Here is a 17,898-nt window from a genome sequence, read left to right as displayed (position 1 = left end):
TTCTAGTGATACAATAAAGAGTAAACGTTGTCTCCATCTTGTACTAATTTATAAGTCCAGACAGTTTCTCCCTTTTCATCGTATCTGACAGCAGTATTATCTTTATATAATACGATAATATCTTTCTTTTTGCCTGGTAATAAACCTTCTACTTCTTTATCCGAAATTTTAATCTCTTTCAAATTTGAAGAATCCGCATCAACACGATAAATTTTATCGTTACCCGCGAACCAAAGAGAGTTTCCTCTTACACTGAAAAGATTAGCAGCCTTGTCTGAAATTTCAGTCTTAGTCGCCTTTCCTTTTCCGGAAACATATACGATCTCTTTATCAGTTCGGAAGAATGTTCCATCATCAGTTGCACCGAGCAATCTTGGATTCGTATTTCCGGTCCAAGCTGAATCTATATCCTTACTCAGTTTTGCATCCGAATATAAGATCTTATCTTCTTTAGAAGAAGATTGGACTAAGAACACTTGTCCTTTTTTAGATGCAGACCAAGACTTAGAATCCAAAGGAATGGATTTATTTTCTTCGAAAGTATCCGAATAACTTGTTAAAGTTCTTTTTCCAGCGCTTTCAGTTTCTACTAAAATTCTATCTCCTGAAACCAATGCCTTTTTGAACATTCCAGACAGATTGATTGTTTGAAAAACGGAACCGGAGTTTTGATCTCTGACTTCTAAACTTCTATCTGTGAAGGCATATATTCTACGATCCGCGAGAACATTACGGAAAGGTTTAGTACTTGTGATCCTCCAAAGACGGATCGCTCTGTTTTTATCTAACGCTTCTATAGACGTTCCGTAATTCATTAATAATAGATCGTTAACGATCACCGGAACTCCAATCAAAGATCCACGATTCGGGAACGGCTGTAAGATCACAGGTGTATCTGAATCGGAAAGAACCAATCTTTCTGCTTGACCGGAATAAGGAGAATTCGGGAATTTTTCCGCGAGTTCTCTTCCTAATTCTATCACCAGTTTTTTGTATTCTGCATTTGCAGGGTTTTTAGTTTTTAACTCCGATAGGATCCTGATTCGGGCATGTAAGAATTTCTCATCTCTTTCAAGCTCAAGAGCTTTTACAATCTCAGCATCAGCAGCTTCAAGATCTCCTTTCTTAAAGTAGATGTAAGAAAGCTGGAAATGTGCATCCGGAAAGTCCGGATTCTTCTTTATAATTTCTTTAAATATCTCTACGGATTGCTCCAGAAGATTATCGTTAAAGAGTACGATCCCAATATTGTAAGGAGCCAATTCGTTTTCAGAATCCGCCTTCATAGCGCTTTCGAATTCTTCTTTGGCTTCTTTACTCTTACTTTGATTATAATAGGCGATCCCTTTACCGATTCTGGATGCAGTAAACTCAGGATTTAATAACCAAGAACGATTGAATGATTCGATCGCAGAATCATAGTTTTTCTTTTGGAGAGCGATAATTCCAAGTTGATAATGACTATAATAAGAATCCTGCTTTTTCTCCAGAACCTTTTGGAATCCTTTCTCTGCATTATCTACTTCTCCTTTTCTGAGTAAGAAGGCGTAGATTGCCTCTTGAGCGGCGAGATTTTTAGATCCTTCTGGAGAATTTTCTAAAAGAGAAATTCCTTTCTCTTCCATTCCCATTGCAAGATAACATTCAGCTACTTTAATGTATAAGGTCAGCTTTTTAGTTTTATCGTAGGCAGATTGGTAAAGAGGAACTGCCTTTTCATAAGCCTTGCTGTCGAAAAGACGATTTGCCTTTTGGATGGTAGGAACTACTTCGGAGAACTTTCTGTTCTGGTCTATAGTTTGTTTTGCTTCCGCGACCTCAGGAAGATCCTTGGTTAATTTCTCAGCCTTTGCTAACCAAGAACTTGCAGAGTCATAGTTTGCCTTTTCGTTCTCTTCTAAAGCGATCTTATAATAAAGAAATGCCAATCGGAACTGAATAGATTCGTTATCCGGATACTTCTTCATTAAATTCTTATAAGTATTTTCTGCCTTATCGAATTCTTTTTTATCTTCGTAAGTTCTCGCGAGTACGATACCAGAAAGTGGATCATTTCCGGTAATCGCTTCCAATTCCTTAGTGTACTGAGCAACTTTGGATTGGTTTTTCTGAACAGAATAAAGACGGATCAACCCTTGGAGAGCAGGAAGATTTCCTTTTTGTATGCTCAAAGCTTTTAGATAATTCTGTTCTGAAAGTTTTGCATCTCCACTTATCTGATACAAACGACCGTAAGCAGTATAAACTCCTGGATCATCCTGATCCTTTGCTTTCGCTCGATCGAAATAGGTTTTAGCAGATTTAGTATCTCCTTTGCGAAGACGTAAATCTCCTTCATGGATCAACTCGGAAGATTCCAAGAAAGCGCCAACCTTCTTCGTTTCTTCATCTGACTTTAAAGTATCTAATTCATTCTTAGCAGTCTTATATCTGTGCTCGGAAGCAAGAAGATAGACTAAGTTTAAGACCGGTTCCTTATAATTCGGATCCAATTCGCGAGCTTTGCTAAAAGAAACCATTGCCTTTGCATTTTCACCCAAAGACTTTTGGTTCAAACCGATTTGGTTATAAATAGTTGCGTTTTTAGGGAAGAATGGAATGGCTTTTTCTAAAACAGAGATTGCCTTAGGATTATTTCCTGATTTGCTATAAGCAGATGCAAGACCTGAATAGGCTTCTAAATAGTCTGCTTTTAATTTTAAAGAAGTCTCGAATGCCTTAACAGCGCCATCCATATCGTTCGAAAGGATCTTAGCATTTCCTAAAAATACAAATGGAGAAGGGTTCTTAGGATCTAATTGAGTCGCAGAAGTGAAAAATTGAACTGCTTCTCTGTAATTTTTTACCTTTAAAGCAGCATTCCCTTTTTCTAATAAACCAGCCACTTTAGTTGCCGAAGCTGATTGTTTTGCAGATGCTAAATCGGGATCAGCACTTCTAGCCTTCTCAAAATAAGATTCTGCAGCCTCGTAATCTTTTACTTGAACTGCAGTATCTCCCAATTGCATGTACAACTGGGCTTTAAATTTAAATTTATCTTCGGGAATAGACTTGAGAGCTGAGTATGCCTCGTCGTATCTTCCGATAGTTTTTAGTAATACTGCTTTTTTGAAAGTATAAGCACTTCCGTCTACTTTAGGAAGTTTTTCCAATTTAGAATAAACTTCTAAAGCGTCCTTATTTGCTCCTTGAGAAGTGTATAAGATACCGAGAGTCAAAAGAATTTGCTCATTTTCCGGATCTAGCTCGGTTCCTTTTTTCAAAGAGTTCAAAGAATCTTCCGTTTTTCCTAAACGATATTCGGAAGATCCGATCAGATAATAACCTTCTGCAGTTGGATATGCTTTTACAGCTTCTCTTCCTTTAGAAAGAGAAACTTCGAACTTTCCTTTCTGAAAAGCGGAGTTTCCTTCGTTAATCAGTCTGGATGCTTGTTTTAATTTTTGAGCGGCGATAATGTCCTTTTCCAGGATCGCATCTTGAGAATTCGATTTTCTGAAATCTTTAGAAGCACAATGTACCGAAAAAATGGAAACGATAAAGAATATTATAAAATTAGAAAGTATACGATTCATCATTTGTATCCCTTATAGAGAATCTTCAGATCTTTAATGGGAGTTTTTTCCCTAAACTCTTCTCCTCTGGTCAAAACGGAAACAGTCCAGAGTCCTCCCGCAGGTAAATCCCCTTGCCAAACAACATCCCTTCCTAAGTAGAGAGAAAGTTTTTTGTTTTTTAGATCCGTTTTGAATGAGAATGGACGGCCGATATCTTTGTCTACATCCAAGTATTTATAAGTGCTGAGTGTTTTTCCATCAGAAGGAAATTGGAAGATGGAGACCTTCTCCTTTCCAGCTACAACTCCCAAAGAAAGACCGTTTAAGTGGAATGTTACTGCCACAGAACCGTCCCCATGATCTACAGGAAGTAAGAAGTAACCTTCAATCTCTAACTCTTCCGGAATGAATGGAAGAGAATATACTCCATTCCAGCCATTGGATAAGTTCTTCTTTTTTGCGAATTCCAGACCATTCGGCCCAAAGGGAGAAAATCCAGATTCTCCGGATGGTTTCCAGAATTCTAGCTCGGACAATAACCCATATCCAAAATAAGGAAGTGCCAATTCGACCAGACGATCCGGTTTTACATCCAAGATCCCTTCGTAATATACATAAGCACCGTCAGCACTTTCTTTTAGGAGCTCCAACTGATAAGCGCCAGGAGTTAAGTTACTGCGAAAGAAGGGAGTCTCTCCCTGCTTATATCCATCCAAAGAAACGGATAATCCGTTAGGAACTGTAATTACTTTAGCAGAACCTAATGTACGATCTTCTTCCCATTCTTGAAAGAGGAAACTTTTTTTGCCCGCCCTTACTTGAACAGACTTAGTAATCGGTTTTTTTCCTTTTAAGACTACTTGAATGTCTTGGATCCCTTCTTGGATTGGCACTTCAGTCAATGGAGTATTGCCTAATGATTTACCTTTCCAAAGAATTTCAGTGTCACCGGAGGATGCTCTTACTGTTAAAGTTCCTTTGATGGAAGAATTTACGATTTCTTTAATTCTCGCTAGATCCGGTTTTCTATCCCAAACCGGAACAGTGGTTTGTTTGGATTCTAATGAAATAACTCTATCGGAAGATTTCCAGAAGATTGCTTGATTCCATGCTCCCACTTCTTCGCTGGAAACAGGACGCTTGAAAGAAAGTTCGAAGTTTCCGTAGGAACTTGCTTCCACGGAATCTTTTAAATCAAATTTAAAAGTCCAACCAGTTTCGGACTCGGCTACAGAACCCAAAACCAAGACATCCACATCTTTGGATTTTAATTCTTGAGCTAATTCGGTTTTGTTTTTCCAGACATCCGGAGAAATTTTGGCGTTCGAAAATTTGATATCCTTCCAAATCAAACTGATCTCTTGATCAAAGTAAGACGCCAATTTTTTATCCACAGATTTAGGATATTCTATTGGCGAGAACGCTAAGATCGGAACCTCATGCCCCGCCTTACGAACCCGAAAGTCAGTGTCGGATTCCCTAAAAATGAATACACTCTCTGAGTCGCCTATCGGCTTGTAATACGGTTCTTGTATCAGCTTAGAAGGTTCGTTCAGCTTCTGTACCGAGGAGCAAGTAAGCCCAAGACTCGTAATAAGAGAGAATATAATAAGATTACGAAATGAATTGTTCCCCATCCCGTAAAAAAATTTCCCAGGGACTGATTTAGCAAATCTTTTCCTAGTTCCGGAAAAAATGAGAGCCTTTTTAGAAAGAATTATCCGACCTTGGTTGGTCTGTTTAGATTATTGGAAGATTACGATATTTATGCGAAGAATGCATATAATAAGAAAAACCCCGCTGCGTAAGCGGGGTCCTTTAGAATAGAAAAGCGGAAAAGAGAAAAGAAACTAAATTAGAAAGTTTCTTTCGCGTTGAGTTTCAACTTTTCTTTTTGAACGTCTTGCTGGACGTATTTAGTTTCGTTCACTTGCTGAGCGGTTCTTGCTACTTCGTCCGCGTTGGCTCTAGTAGCTTCACGTTTCTGCAATTGAGTGCGAACTTCCTCCACTGTGGAAGCCTGGCTTAAAATGCGAAGTTCTTCGCTGGACGCTTTCAACTCATCCACCAGGTTATTGTATTCTAAAACGTCGTTTTTCTTAAGAACGATGAGTCCTTTCAGTTCTTTTACGGACTCAGGTCTCAAAGAAAGGATCAGTTTTTCAGTCAACTTTTGGTTTTTCTTTAGAGTAATCTCTCTGTTTCTTTCCAAGATGACTTCGGACTCCTCTCCAACTTTAGATACTGCAACAGAACCTTCTAATACTGCGAATTTAACATCGCAATGAGCTTCTGCACAGTTCACTTTTGTACCTGTTGGGTTTTCAACAGAAGTTAAGAAAGTAGTTCCGCGAACTCCCGCAAGAGCAGTAGGAGTTACTACGCTGAAATCGGAGTTTTTGTTCTCTTTACGAACCAGAGTTACAATCCTTCCGTAGTTCAGATTGACTTTAACGTTAGTTCCTTCGTCTCCGACTAGAGCAGCAATAGATACTTCAGTCTCTTTGGAAACTTTGATGATGCCACTTTCGGCAACCATGATCTCTACGGATCCGTTTTTACCGGTAAGGATAGTGTCTGCAGCAGTTACAGTCTGACCGAATTCGGCTTTTTTCTCACCTTCGGCGGATTGGACTTTTACATCACCGTTCAACCAAACAATCTTAGCTGTTGAAGAAACTGCTTCCGATTTAACTTGGCCACTGCTTGTTTTAGGACTACAAGCGATTAGATAACTAACTGCTAGTAGAGTCATTAGAATTAGGGTGCTTTTATTTTTTAACATATATTCTCCCCCGCTTTTTAAGCTTAAGAATCCTCTAGATATAACAAACTAACAAGGACTTTTTACCAATACTTCTGTTTAAACCATTTTACAAAAAGCAAAAGATTTGGTTTGGAAAAAAATTTCCTAAAAATGTCCCTTTGGCAGATTATATTATAAAGTCTGAAAACTAACCCTTAAGGGTTAGCGATTTGAGAACGAATTCTATTTTTTCTCTACCTTTTTAGGCTCAATTTCAGGTAGAGAATCTAGTTCTTCTTCCAATTTACACTTCGGATAATGATCCGCACTTAGACTGGAGCCTACCCAACCGAATGCTTCTTGGGAAGAGATGACATGAATATCCCAACCTTGCACAATATTCGGACAATCCCAGACCTTATTCTTACATAGAACCTGGCTTGCTTTAGGTTTTGGATAGGCCCAAGCAGCAGGAGGATGAAGACATTGCATCTCCACTTCCGCTAATTTACGCATACGCTTTACGTTTTCTTCAAATTGTTTGAATAAGTTCACCAAAGGGTTGGCAAGCACTTCGTTGAAGTAACCCCTGGATGTATTATATGCCAAGAAGTACACCAATTCTTCCATTACATATTCTTTATCGTGAGAAAAGGAACTAACAGTATGGATATATCTTGCTATCTTTAATGAGTCGGTAAGAAGTTCGCGTAATAGATCTTCCGATTTATCAGGAAGTCCTGCGTCTTCTTCGTCGTCTGGTGTGGAATCACTTTCTCCATCATCCACCATCATCTCAGCAAAGAATGTTTCATCCGGATTTTCTCTTTCAGATTTTTTAGGACCAGCTGCCGGTACATCTATATTGTCTTGTAATCCTAGAGGAACATGGTTAGAAGCAGCGGAACATACGAATTCGGGAAGATCCAACTTCTGCATGAAGTTAGCACATTGTTTCGCGATCCTTGTTTTTTCGGTATCGTCAGGAAACGGTTTGTTCCAATGGTCCCCCGTAACCCTAGCGATATCCATAAAGATCCCGCCAAGGAAAGAGTATCTGCGTAACATTTTGTATTTTAGTGCATCCGGGATCAAAACAATTCCTAGAGCAAGTAAACCTAGTTCACAGATATGTTTGAAAAAGTGAGGATTTGTTTCGTAAACTTTAAAGAGTGCGAGTAGATGTTTCTTATTATTGATCCCGTTCCGAATAATTCCCTTAAAGTTGAATCTATTCTCTTCGTACATGAATTTTAAGAATTTTTTATCCGTTTGCTTGAGTTGCGAAACGATCTTTTCGGCAAGTTTGTCCTGGATTTGGCCGGTTAATTCTTTAGTTAATTTTATCTTAAATTCGGGATTGTACTGACCCTTAATTTCTTTCAGTCGAGTAAGAGCGGATTCTTTTACCTGAACCTCTTCCTTTACTAGAATATTGCCGCTATTGTCTTCGATCGCATTTAGGAAACGTAACATATTTCCTGTGTCGTAAACGTTTACGAAGTTTAAGACCTCTTCGATCGAGCGGTATTCTATCGATTTAGGATTTACTTTCATTCTTTAAGTGATCTCTACGTGTGATTCTAAACGGGTTTTCCAAGCTTGCAAGCATAGATTCCAGGCTCTTTCTTCTTTCCGTACTTATATCGGTCGCTTCTCCCATAGAAAACAACATTTTGCATCCAGGGCCCGCGTCGCAGCAGTCGGAAATATCACATTCTTCTTTATACTTTCTCAATTCCGGGTAACTTTCCAAGATCTCACCTTTGGACAAATGTAAGATCCCCCATTCTTTAATACCTGGAGAATCGATTAACACGATATTATCGTCCAGGACCAGAAAGTTGGAGTTTGTAGTCGTATGTTTACCCTTCTTAGTGGAAAGACTGACCTGAGAAGTTTTTTGCAATTCCCTATCCGATAAGACGTTTACTAAGCTAGATTTTCCGACTCCTGAATTTCCGACCAAGTAGGTCGTTTTAGAAGAAAACTTGGAATAAAGTTCTTCTAGACCTTGGCCGGTCTGGCAAGATACGATAATTACCTCATAGCCTAGATCTTTATAAACGGAAGAGCGTTTAATCGCAGTTTCTCGATCCACTAAATCCGATTTTGTGAATATGATTAGAGGAGGGACCTGGGACAGATATGCCGCCGCTAAACATCGATCCAAAAATCCATCTTTAGTTTCAGGATCTTTTAAAGAGGCGAGTACTGCAATTTGATCTACATTTGCACAAAGTACCTGTGCATCCCCCTCTTTACTTTTACGTAGAAGTTCGTTTTTACGGGACAATCTTTCTTCGATAGCCCATTCTCCGCCTGATTCCATTGCGCAAACCCTGTCGCCTACAACAAAGGGATGTCTTTCTTTTGCGGCAATATTTCTGAGCCTCCCTCTGAGTACGGCTCTTACTCTTCCTCTTTCGGGTGAATACAAATCATAGAAGGCCCCAAAGACCCTTGCTATCGTAAAAAACTCCTTTACTGGAATCGTGGAAGTAGACATTCTTAAGCCTAATTTTACGGGCACGCGATGAAAATCATACGCAAATTCGGACCAATATTCGGTCTTGTTTTAGCCGCATTCCTTCTGCAATCGGCGCTAATATTCGGTTTGGATTTCAGATCCTTGGATCCGGATCGTACGATCGTGCTTCTCATCAGTTTGCCTTTTACCACATTGGCCGCTGTTTTTGTTTGGATCTGGTTCAACGAGTTTGGACCCGCATGGAACTTATCATCCGCACTTTCCAAACTGACGGACCAAGAATACGTAAAATACCTTTCTTCGTTAGATAAATTCAAAAGTGATCTTATTGCAACCAACATCACAGAAAGTGTATGCGATAAAATACTGAAATTTCTACCAAGTATCATCGATGCAAGCAGGGCCAAAATTTATTTATGGAGAGAAGATCTTGGAAAATTCTCCCCTTATCCTCGAGATATCGTAGAAGACCATTTTTACATCTTCGATCCTTTCCTTTTATGGATCACTGAACACGATAAAATTTTTTATTCCGAAGAATTTGTAGATAACGTAAAACTACAACAGATCAAAGAACATGCGCTTTCTTTCGCGGCAAAAACAAAGGCGGATCTTCTCGTTCCTTTTATCCTAAATAAAAGCCTCTTAGGAATGCTTGTCTTAGGGCCTAAGAACGATGGAAGAAGGTACACTGCTTCCGAACTGGAAAAACTGAACGAGATGCGATCCGTTTCTGTAATGTCACTTTCCAATTCCATTTTTTACGAAAGACTAATAGAACTTACTGAAACACTGGAAGAAAAAGTCCGTCATAGGACCCAGGAATTGGAGAGCGCGCAATCTCAGTTAATCATGTCCGAAAAAATGGCTTCTTTAGGAACCATGGTTGCGGGGATCGCACATGAGATCAATACTCCAGCCGGAGTGATCAACGGTTCCGCAGACAATCTTGAATCGAATATGAATTATATTGTAAAGAACGTATTCGAAATTGTCAGATTTGCAAGAAACAAGAAATTAAGAAAATCATTCGAAGTCGCACTTCTTCATATCTTGAGAGATCGGAAAAAAAGCCAGATCATGGAATCCAAGGATAAGTTTCGGATCAAAAGAGAAATGAAAGAAGAGATGATCGAAATGGGAATAGAAACTTCCCTAGCAGGAGAAGTAGCCTCTTTCATTATCGAAAACGATATTATGGAAGTGAGAAAGTACATCTTGGAAATTTTAGCACAAGGCGCAAAACCTGGATATGAAATGCTAAAACATGCCTCCAATACGAATCGAAACATTAAAAATATCAAATATTCTATCAAAAATATTGTTCGGATCGTAAAAGCTTTAAAATATTATTCTCACTTAGACCAAAGCAAATCTTTCACTAGCGCGGATTTGATTGAAGGTATCGAAAACACTTTGGTGATCATGAACAATCAACTTAAGTATGGAGTAGAAGTGAAGAAGAACTTCTCCGCAATTCCTAAGGTTGTATGTAATCCGGATGAGCTAAACCAGGTCTGGACTAATCTAATCCAGAATGCAAACCAAGCCATTCGAGGCCAGGGCACGATTGAACTATCTGTATATTCTGCCGGCGACACAGTTACGATCGAAGTACAGGATGATGGCCCAGGAATTAATCCTTCTATCAAAGATAGGATCTGGGATCCATTCTTCACTACTAAAGACCAAGGAGAAGGTTCCGGGCTTGGTCTTGGTATTGTAAAAGGTATCGTAGAAAAACACAAAGGGAAGATCACAGTGGAGTCCATGCCTGGAAAAACTGTATTCAAAGTTGAACTACCTCTTAGACCTCCTCAGCCAATTGCAGAGACAAATTTAGAAAAACCTGCCGTATGACCGCTAAACCCAAAAAGAAAAAGATAGAACCAAAGGCAGAGAATTTTTACGACCTAGTTTATAAAATCGTAAAGAAGGTCCCGAAAGGAAAAGTTACAAGCTATGGTAGGATTGCGGTTCTAATCGGAAAACCCAGGGCGGCCCGGGCAGTTGGTTACGCATTAAATGCATTAAAAAAAAGTCAAGAGCAGAAGATACCTTGGCAAAGAGTCATCAATAGTATGGGAAAAATTTCCCACAGAGGAGATACTCCTAGAGCAATTATACAAAAAAAACTTTTAGAATCGGAAGGTATCAAATTTTCTAGAGAAGAGGTCGTGGATTGGAAACGATTCGGCTGGCCTGATTAATTTAATGTAAGGTCCCAAATGCAAAAGCCGGTAGTATTAACAATCGCAGGTTCTGACTCCGGAGGTGGAGCGGGGATCCAAGCAGATCTAAAAACTTTCAACTCCACCGGATCTTTCGGAACATCTGTGATCACTTGTTTAACGGCTCAAAATCCTGACGGTGTCACCGGAATTTTAGAAGTAGATCCTGATTTTCTAGAAAAACAACTCGTAGCTGTGCTTTCTTATTTTCCTGTGAAGGCGATCAAAACCGGAATGTTATTCTCCGAAAGTCTAATCCTGAGAATTTCTAAAATCCTAAAAGAGTACAAAGCTAAAGGTCAAAACTTCAAGTTAGTAATAGATCCTGTGATGGTTGCCACAAGCGGAGCCAAACTTTTACAAGATGAAGCAATCCAATCTCTGATCTCAGAATTAGTCCCAATGGCAAGTCTCGTTACGCCAAATCTGGATGAGGCAAAAATATTAGGCTCAGGTGAAATTTCCAAAATCGATTCAATGGAGTCGGAGACAATTTCCCTTGCTAAAAAACTAGGTGTGCCTGTTTTATTAAAGGGTGGACATATCAAAAATTCCAAAGAGGCGCTGGACGTATTAGGAATTCCGAATGGAAAAACTATAAAATATACAAAACCTTTCGTAGAGGACTTTAATCCGCATGGAACCGGATGTACTTATTCTTCTGCGATTGCGTCTTACTTGGCCCAAGGATTTCCTCTTTCAGAATCTGTGCCTAAAGCAAGGGAATTCCTACATGCGGCAATTTTGCAGTCGTTCCCCGCAGGAAAGACAAAGACATTAAATCATAATCCAAAACTCTAGTTTTTAGGAACGAGCCCCAATTCTTCCTTAGAGGCTTTTTCTAAAATTTCCAATGGAAGTGAACCTTTTCCTAAAACAAAACCATGATATTCTTTAATATCGAAGGCTTCTCCTTTGACGGACTTCCAATCTTCTCTCATTTTTAAAAAAGAGATCATCCCTATCTTGTAAGAACAAGCCTGCCCCGGATAGACAATATATCTTTCAATCTCTGCAGAAACTTCTTTAGGAGCCATCCCAGTATTGTCGGACATATATTGGATCGCATCTTCTCTGCTCCAACGTTTATAATGAATTCCAGTATCCACAACTAAACGAACGGCTCTAAACAGCTCGGCTTGTAGTCTTCCTAAATCGATGTATGGGGCGGAGTAAAAATTATAATCTTTTGCAAGTCTTTCCGCATATAAAGCCCAGCCTTCTACAAATGCAGTGAAATGTGTGGTTCGTAGTTTTCTAGGTGCAGAAGTTAATTCTTGGGACCAAGCAATCTGCAAATGATGTCCTGGAATTGTTTCATGATAAGTCAATGTGTTCATCCCGAACTTAGGAATTTCTTTTAAGTCGCGCAAGTTTGCGTAGAATACTCCGGGACGTTTTCCATCCAAGCTTGGTTCTTCGTAATACGCTCCGGGTGCCCCTGCTTCTTTAAATTCAGGAATTCTTTCCACTTGCACTTTTGCTCTAGGCCAAGACGGGAAGATGGGTTTAGATCTTTCAATCGATTCTTTTAAGATCTCTTTATAAACCTCTATGACTTTTTCTTTTCCTTCCGGAGTATTCGGGAATTGAAACTCAGGTTTTTCTCTCAACTGCTTCATGGTTGCTTGCAAATTTGAAACTTTGATCCCTGAGGTTTCTAAAATGGATTTCATCTCGGTTTGGATCCTCGCTACTTCCGAAAGTCCGATAGAATGAACGTCCTGTGGAGAAAGATTTGTTGTAGTATGATATTTTAAAGTATGTTCATAGAACTTTTCGCCGTTCGGAAGCTTCCAAACTCCTGCTTTATTATCCGCTGACTTAAGCTGTTGTTCTAAAAAATTTTGGAGTTTAGAATAAGCCGGATAGACCGAGCTTTCTAAAATCTTTTTCACTTCCGCTAAAGAGGAAGTTTTCTGTTCGGAGAGGATTTCATCATTCTTCTCTAATTTTTTGCGGAGACTTACGTAAAGAATATTCTCTTCCGGATTTTTAACCCGGAAATTCTTTAATTCATCCAAGACCCTTCGCAAAATAAAATCGGGTGGGATTACACCGTTTGATTGTCTGATCTCCAAACCACGGATCACTTGATCCAATTTTGCAGAAATCCCTTTGAGCCTAACAATGTAAGATTCCACATCTTCATAATCTTCTATCATATGAGAAGTTGCTAAAAAGGAAGGAATATGATTTTGAACGCCAAACAGTTGGTTTACCGGATAAGAATTATAAATAAATTTTTCGTAATCGGCAGCTAACTCAAGATCCCATTCTAAAGCCTTATAATAGATCTTATCTTCTCCACTTAATCCGGAAGAATCGTACGTCTTAAGAATTTCCAAATCTCGTTTCGCTTTGTCTGCTCTTTCCATTTCCTTTTCAGGAGAAGAGTCCGACCATTTGTAATTGTGAGAGGTAATCCCCCAAGAATCCAAAATCCTAAGAGAGGTTAGCGTTTCCGGATCATCCAGAACATTCTCCCAAAAGATCTTTTCATAATATAAACCTAATGTGATAGGTCTGAAATTGATCGTATGCCAAATTAAAATTCCTAAAGAAATGGCAAGTATAGTAATAGTCGATAAAGAGATGATCAGGATCTTCTTCAGCATGGATGGATACTCCGATGTTTAGAAAAGTGGAATGAGGATCTTAGATAAAAATACGAGTAAGAGTGTCCAAATTGCGGAAGAAGACGCCGCAAAAGAAAAATGGTTTTCCCAATTTAATAAAGGAACGCATACGAATAAGAACATTCCGAAATAGGAAAGATAAGGATTGCGAAGATACAAAGTCTTCTGCCATTCGAAAAATCCTTCTCTAAAATCTTTTGCATCTCCTTTGAACTTATTCAAAAAGATCCATTCTGAAACGAATCCGAAGATGGAGAATGTAAAAAAGAAAAAGGAAATGAGAAGTATCCAAGACCAATCTAAGAATGGGATCGGATTCAACGCGTGTATGATTGGAAGTGCAAAAGCAATCAGAGCCGAAAAAGGAAAAAAGAATGCCGTCCTAAATAATCTACTTTCGGATAAAAATTTGAAAAAAGGAATTCTTCCAGGTAACTGGTAAGAACCGCAAAACAAACATTTTTCCGAATCGGAAAGAATGGAAGAGCCGCAGTTCCTACAATAAAAATTCTTTTTGGAGACTTCGGCTGCTTCCGACACTTAAAACCTCAGACCTTTTTAATTAAACTTTCAATCAAAGCTCTTAAGAAAGCTTCCTTAGGAGTTCCACTTTGGATCGGTTTATTATTAATAAATAAACTAGGTGTACTATGGATCTCTACCTTCGCTGCATCATCTACTTCTTTATTGATCTGATTACGGACCGCAGGAGAAGATAGACAAGCTCGGAACTGATTCATATCCAATCCTTCTTGTTGAGCTAAACTCAGAACGGAAGCAGGAGAATGAGCGATCCTATTTTCGGTATTTCTATAAAGTCCTTCGTAAACTGCAGGGAATTTATTCTGCTTATCCGCACATATCGCAGCAGAAGCAGCCACACAGGAACTCGCATCGGGACGGGGAGATTGGACCAATCGGTTACAATTCGCGTCTAACGGGAAATTTTTATAAACGATTTTTACTAATCCTGGATAATCTCTCAAAATTCTTTTTAGAATATGAGAAGTGTCCATACAATGGCCACAATTGAAGTCGGCAAATTTTACGATGGTAATCGGGGCATTAGGATCTCCTTGAATAGAAGAGCCTTGCAGATCAATTGAAACAGGTTGTGCTTTTTCGTAATCAGCCAATTGTTTTTGGATCTGAGCTACACCTGTATGTTCTCCATCTACTAAAGAGTCGTGGAAAGATTTTCCTCCGATCTGGCCTGCCGCTAAGAACAATAAAACTACTATATAAGTATTTAAACCTTCCAGTTGAAAGATGCTGAATGCTTTTTTCAACGACTTGTCCTTATAGTCTTTAATTTGGAAGAAGGTCCCTGCAACCAAGATCAAAGTAGAGATCCAAGTAACCGCGCAAAGTCCGCAAATCGCATCTATATAAAATACGGAAGCGGAGAATAATCCAAGATCGATCACCAATGCTACAAGCAAAATGTAAAAGGAAAGAAGAAGGTAACCTTCTTTGTTTTCAGGACTCTTTTCGGATCGGATAAAAAGGTATGTAACGAATCCGTAAAATGCGAATCCGAAAAGTGCAATCGGAAGATCTCCTAACCAAGGAACATTTCTGATCGCAGAGATGCTACTTTCGGAAACCTTAGAACAAGAACCAGATTCACTGACTGCATCACAAAGAGACTGCGCGAGTCCATCTGCAGTCTCTCCTCCGAAATATTTTCGGATCAATAAGAACGAGATAAATGCAGCGATACCGGAAATTACGGCAAGAATAGAGCTAGGGGACAGTTTTTTCATTCGGGACTCCGATTACAAAATACCTTTATACGTACCAGGAAGGCATAAGGAAAGAAAAAATATGCGGATCGGTGCTGATAAACAGGAATTAAAAATTAATCGGAGCCCAGGCTTGTAATAGCTTCGGCCAGATCTATTTTACCTTCGTATAAAGCTTTTCCAGTAATTACGCCATACATTGGAACAGAAGTCCCTAATGTAGATAATGCCATGATGTCTTTTAAAGAAGAAATACCACCGGAGGCTATTACTTGAAAATTATATCTACTTAAAATTTCCTTATATGCGTTAAGGTTTGGACCCGCCAAAGTTCCATCTTGTGCGATGTCCGTGAAAATAATATTACGGATACCTGCCTGTTTCATTTTTTCCAGAAGGTCCAGATACTTCACGCCGGAGTCTACTTCCCAACCTGCTATTTTGACTATACCGTCTCTGGCATCTACCGCTACGACGATCCTATCTTCTCCATATTTTTTCAAAGCGAAGTCTAAAAGTTCCGGATTGTTTACGGCAGCAGTTCCTAGAATAAAACGATCAATACCAATGGAATTGTAATATTCCAACTTCTCCTTATCGCGTATCCCTCCGCCTAGTTGGATCTTTAGATTAGAAGATTTACGAATTTTTGAAATAGATTCAGTATTAATCCCTATCTGATTTCTAGCACCATTCAGATCGACAAGATGTAGGAGGGTGGCACCGTTTCTTTCAAAACCTTCCGCAAGTTTCCAAGGCTCGGTGGAGTAGATTGTTTTTTCGTCGTATTTACCTTTGAATAATCTGACAGCGCAATTATCCAACAAATCGATGGCCGGAATTAAAATCATAAGGATTGAATAAAATTCTCCAGAATCTTTAGACCGAAGGAGTAGGATTTTTCGGGATGGAACTGTGTTCCGAAAATATTTCCTTTCTCAACTACTGCGGGAAACTTCTCCCCATAATAATCGCAGAAACCGGTAATCGCGGAACTCTCCACTCCAACGGGACGGTAGGAGTGTATAAAATAAGCGAATGATTCGTCTTCTAAATTTTTCAATAAATTACTTTTAGAAGGATTTCTTTTATATAATTTATTCCATCCGATATGAGGGACCTTGTAGTTTTTTCCCTTAAACTTACGGATCTTACCTTTGACATAACCGAGTCCAGGAACAGTCGCATTCTTATTTTCGGAAACAACTTCGTCGGAATCTTCGAACAAAATTTGAAAACCGATACAAATCCCGAACAAAGGTTTTCCTTCCTTAACATGGTCATCCACGAAAGTTCTCAAACCGGATTCATTTAGATTTTTCATTGCCTTATCAAAATGCCCGTCGCCAGGAAGAATGATCGCATCCGCCTGTTTCAAAACGGAAGGTTCCTTAGTATAAGAAAAATCTTTAGTAAAGAGTGAGATCGCTTTTAAACAGGAGTGGATATTCCCCATTCCGTAATCAAGAACGGCAATCATTCCAAAACGCCCTTGGTAGAAGGAATTGCTCCGCCCGCAGCAGGATCAATCTCAATCGCCATTCTCAAAGCCTTACCGAAAGCTTTAAAAATAGATTCATGAATATGATGACGATTTTCCCCATAGTGAACATGAACGTGAAGATTCATCTTTGCATTCAAAGCAAATTTCTGTAGGAATTCCAACGACAGCTCAGCATCGTATATTCCAAACTTACCAACGAGTTCCGGACCGGTGTATTTATAATAATACCTACCACCCAGATCCACAGCAACAGTGGTAAGAACCTCGTCCATTGGAAGGGTATAATGACCGTATCTTCGGATACCTGCTTTGTCTCCCAACTGCTTGTGAAGAGTCGCACCAAGAAGAATAGCAGTATCCTCAACGCTATGGTGACAGTCGATTTCTATGTCGCCTCGTAACCATAGATCAATATCCAGAAGACCATGTTTAGAAACATGGGAAAGCATATGCTCGAAAAACGGGATTTGAGTATCGAATTTATAATTTCCTGTACCCCGAATATTCAGGGAGAGCTTGATGTCCGTCTCCGAAGTTTTGCGTTCTTCTTTCATTCTATCCTGACCCTACTTTCCTATTAATTATCGTGTCAATGAATTCCAAAAATAAGCTGACGGAAAGTCCCCAAGGCCAAAATTATCCGTAGGGAAAGAAATCCCTCCAACCACAAGTCGAAGTGGCGGAATTGGTAGACGCACTGGTTTCAGGTACCAGCGGGTAACACCGTGGGGGTTCGAGTCCCTTCTTCGGCAAAAAATTTCACTGATATTAAATTAAGATCTAAGGGACTCGAAGCGAGTCTGAGAAAGCAAATATAGCGACCCTTAGGGAGCGTAATGTTTGCGACCGAAGGACAGGATGTCCTGAGGCTCAGACGAGACGCCTCGGAGCTTAGTTTACCAGGATGGTAAACTGCGTAAAGGCGAGTCCCTTCTTCGGCAAAACTAAGTAAGACAAAAAATTCAAGATTCGAACGTCGGAAATC

Annotated in this window: 14 protein-coding genes and 1 tRNA gene; 4 read left to right on the top strand and 11 right to left on the bottom strand. The window is 39.4% G+C overall.

The genetic code is table 11. The annotated features are described in order from the left end of the window. Window positions 1-2 precede the first annotated feature (2 nt). From CH352_RS08885 to rsgA, 5 genes are all read right to left on the bottom strand, one after another. A complete protein-coding gene (locus tag CH352_RS08885; protein WP_476737701.1) occupies window positions 3-3,578 on the bottom strand; it encodes a tetratricopeptide repeat protein in 3,576 nt (1,191 codons plus the stop codon). Beyond that, complete coding sequence (locus CH352_RS08880) at window positions 3,575-5,194, bottom strand: LIC10124 family lipoprotein (RefSeq protein ID WP_243396183.1); 1,620 nt, start codon at window positions 5,192-5,194, stop codon at window positions 3,575-3,577. Before CH352_RS08880 ends, CH352_RS08885 begins: the two co-directional genes overlap by 4 nt. Before the next feature lie 218 nt (window positions 5,195-5,412). Then, window positions 5,413-6,342 (bottom strand): FecR family protein, encoded by a 930-nt coding sequence (locus CH352_RS08875; RefSeq protein ID WP_100704942.1) that lies wholly within the window; start codon window positions 6,340-6,342, stop codon window positions 5,413-5,415. Between the two features lie 204 nt (window positions 6,343-6,546). After that, complete coding sequence (locus tag CH352_RS08870; protein ID WP_100704941.1) at window positions 6,547-7,860, bottom strand: hypothetical protein; 1,314 nt, start codon at window positions 7,858-7,860, stop codon at window positions 6,547-6,549. Then, complete coding sequence (gene rsgA / locus CH352_RS08865) at window positions 7,844-8,812, bottom strand: ribosome small subunit-dependent GTPase A (RefSeq protein ID WP_100733509.1); 969 nt, start codon at window positions 8,810-8,812, stop codon at window positions 7,844-7,846. Before rsgA ends, CH352_RS08870 begins: the two co-directional genes overlap by 17 nt. A 27-nt stretch (window positions 8,813-8,839) precedes the next feature. Here rsgA and CH352_RS08860 point away from each other — a divergent pair, with 27 nt between their 5' ends. From CH352_RS08860 to thiD, 3 genes are read left to right on the top strand one after another with little or no spacing between them, the layout of a single operon-like run. Next, on the top strand, window positions 8,840-10,654 hold the full coding sequence (locus CH352_RS08860; RefSeq protein ID WP_100704939.1) for a sensor histidine kinase: 1,815 nt from the start codon (window positions 8,840-8,842) through the stop codon (window positions 10,652-10,654). Next, complete coding sequence (locus CH352_RS08855; RefSeq protein WP_100704938.1) at window positions 10,651-11,004, top strand: MGMT family protein; 354 nt, start codon at window positions 10,651-10,653, stop codon at window positions 11,002-11,004. Before CH352_RS08860 ends, CH352_RS08855 begins: the two co-directional genes overlap by 4 nt. Before the next feature lie 18 nt (window positions 11,005-11,022). After that, window positions 11,023-11,826, top strand: coding sequence for a bifunctional hydroxymethylpyrimidine kinase/phosphomethylpyrimidine kinase (thiD, locus tag CH352_RS08850; protein WP_100704937.1), 804 nt, complete (start codon window positions 11,023-11,025; stop codon window positions 11,824-11,826). Here the strand turns inward: thiD and CH352_RS08845 are convergent. From CH352_RS08845 to hisB, 6 genes are all read right to left on the bottom strand, one after another. Further along, window positions 11,823-13,643, bottom strand: coding sequence for a DUF885 domain-containing protein (locus tag CH352_RS08845; RefSeq protein ID WP_100704936.1), 1,821 nt, complete (start codon window positions 13,641-13,643; stop codon window positions 11,823-11,825). The genes thiD and CH352_RS08845 overlap by 4 nt on opposite strands. Before the next feature lie 18 nt (window positions 13,644-13,661). Next, complete coding sequence (locus CH352_RS08840; protein ID WP_100704935.1) at window positions 13,662-14,204, bottom strand: hypothetical protein; 543 nt, start codon at window positions 14,202-14,204, stop codon at window positions 13,662-13,664. An 8-nt stretch (window positions 14,205-14,212) separates the two neighbouring features. Then, on the bottom strand, window positions 14,213-15,430 hold the full coding sequence (locus CH352_RS08835; protein ID WP_100704934.1) for a vitamin K epoxide reductase/DsbA family protein: 1,218 nt from the start codon (window positions 15,428-15,430) through the stop codon (window positions 14,213-14,215). Between the two features lie 95 nt (window positions 15,431-15,525). Further along, window positions 15,526-16,260 (bottom strand): 1-(5-phosphoribosyl)-5-[(5-phosphoribosylamino)methylideneamino]imidazole-4-carboxamide isomerase, encoded by a 735-nt coding sequence (gene hisA / locus CH352_RS08830; RefSeq protein ID WP_100704933.1) that lies wholly within the window; start codon window positions 16,258-16,260, stop codon window positions 15,526-15,528. Continuing rightward, window positions 16,257-16,889 carry an imidazole glycerol phosphate synthase subunit HisH gene (hisH, locus tag CH352_RS08825; RefSeq protein WP_100704932.1) on the bottom strand — a complete coding sequence of 211 codons (633 nt, stop codon included), beginning with the start codon at window positions 16,887-16,889 and terminating at the stop codon, window positions 16,257-16,259. The genes hisA and hisH overlap by 4 nt, the downstream gene beginning before the upstream one ends. After that, complete coding sequence (hisB, locus tag CH352_RS08820) at window positions 16,886-17,467, bottom strand: imidazoleglycerol-phosphate dehydratase HisB (protein ID WP_100704931.1); 582 nt, start codon at window positions 17,465-17,467, stop codon at window positions 16,886-16,888. Before hisB ends, hisH begins: the two co-directional genes overlap by 4 nt. Window positions 17,468-17,583: 116 nt before the next feature. Here hisB and CH352_RS08815 point away from each other — a divergent pair. After that, window positions 17,584-17,665: transfer RNA gene (locus tag CH352_RS08815), tRNA-Leu, on the top strand. Window positions 17,666-17,898 lie beyond the last annotated feature (233 nt).

The organism is Leptospira hartskeerlii, from assembly GCF_002811475.1.
Taxonomy (GTDB): Bacteria; Spirochaetota; Leptospiria; order Leptospirales; family Leptospiraceae; genus Leptospira_B; species Leptospira_B hartskeerlii.
The sequence above is the reverse complement of the archived record's forward strand: the minus strand, read 5'-3'. Positions and strand labels throughout refer to the sequence as shown.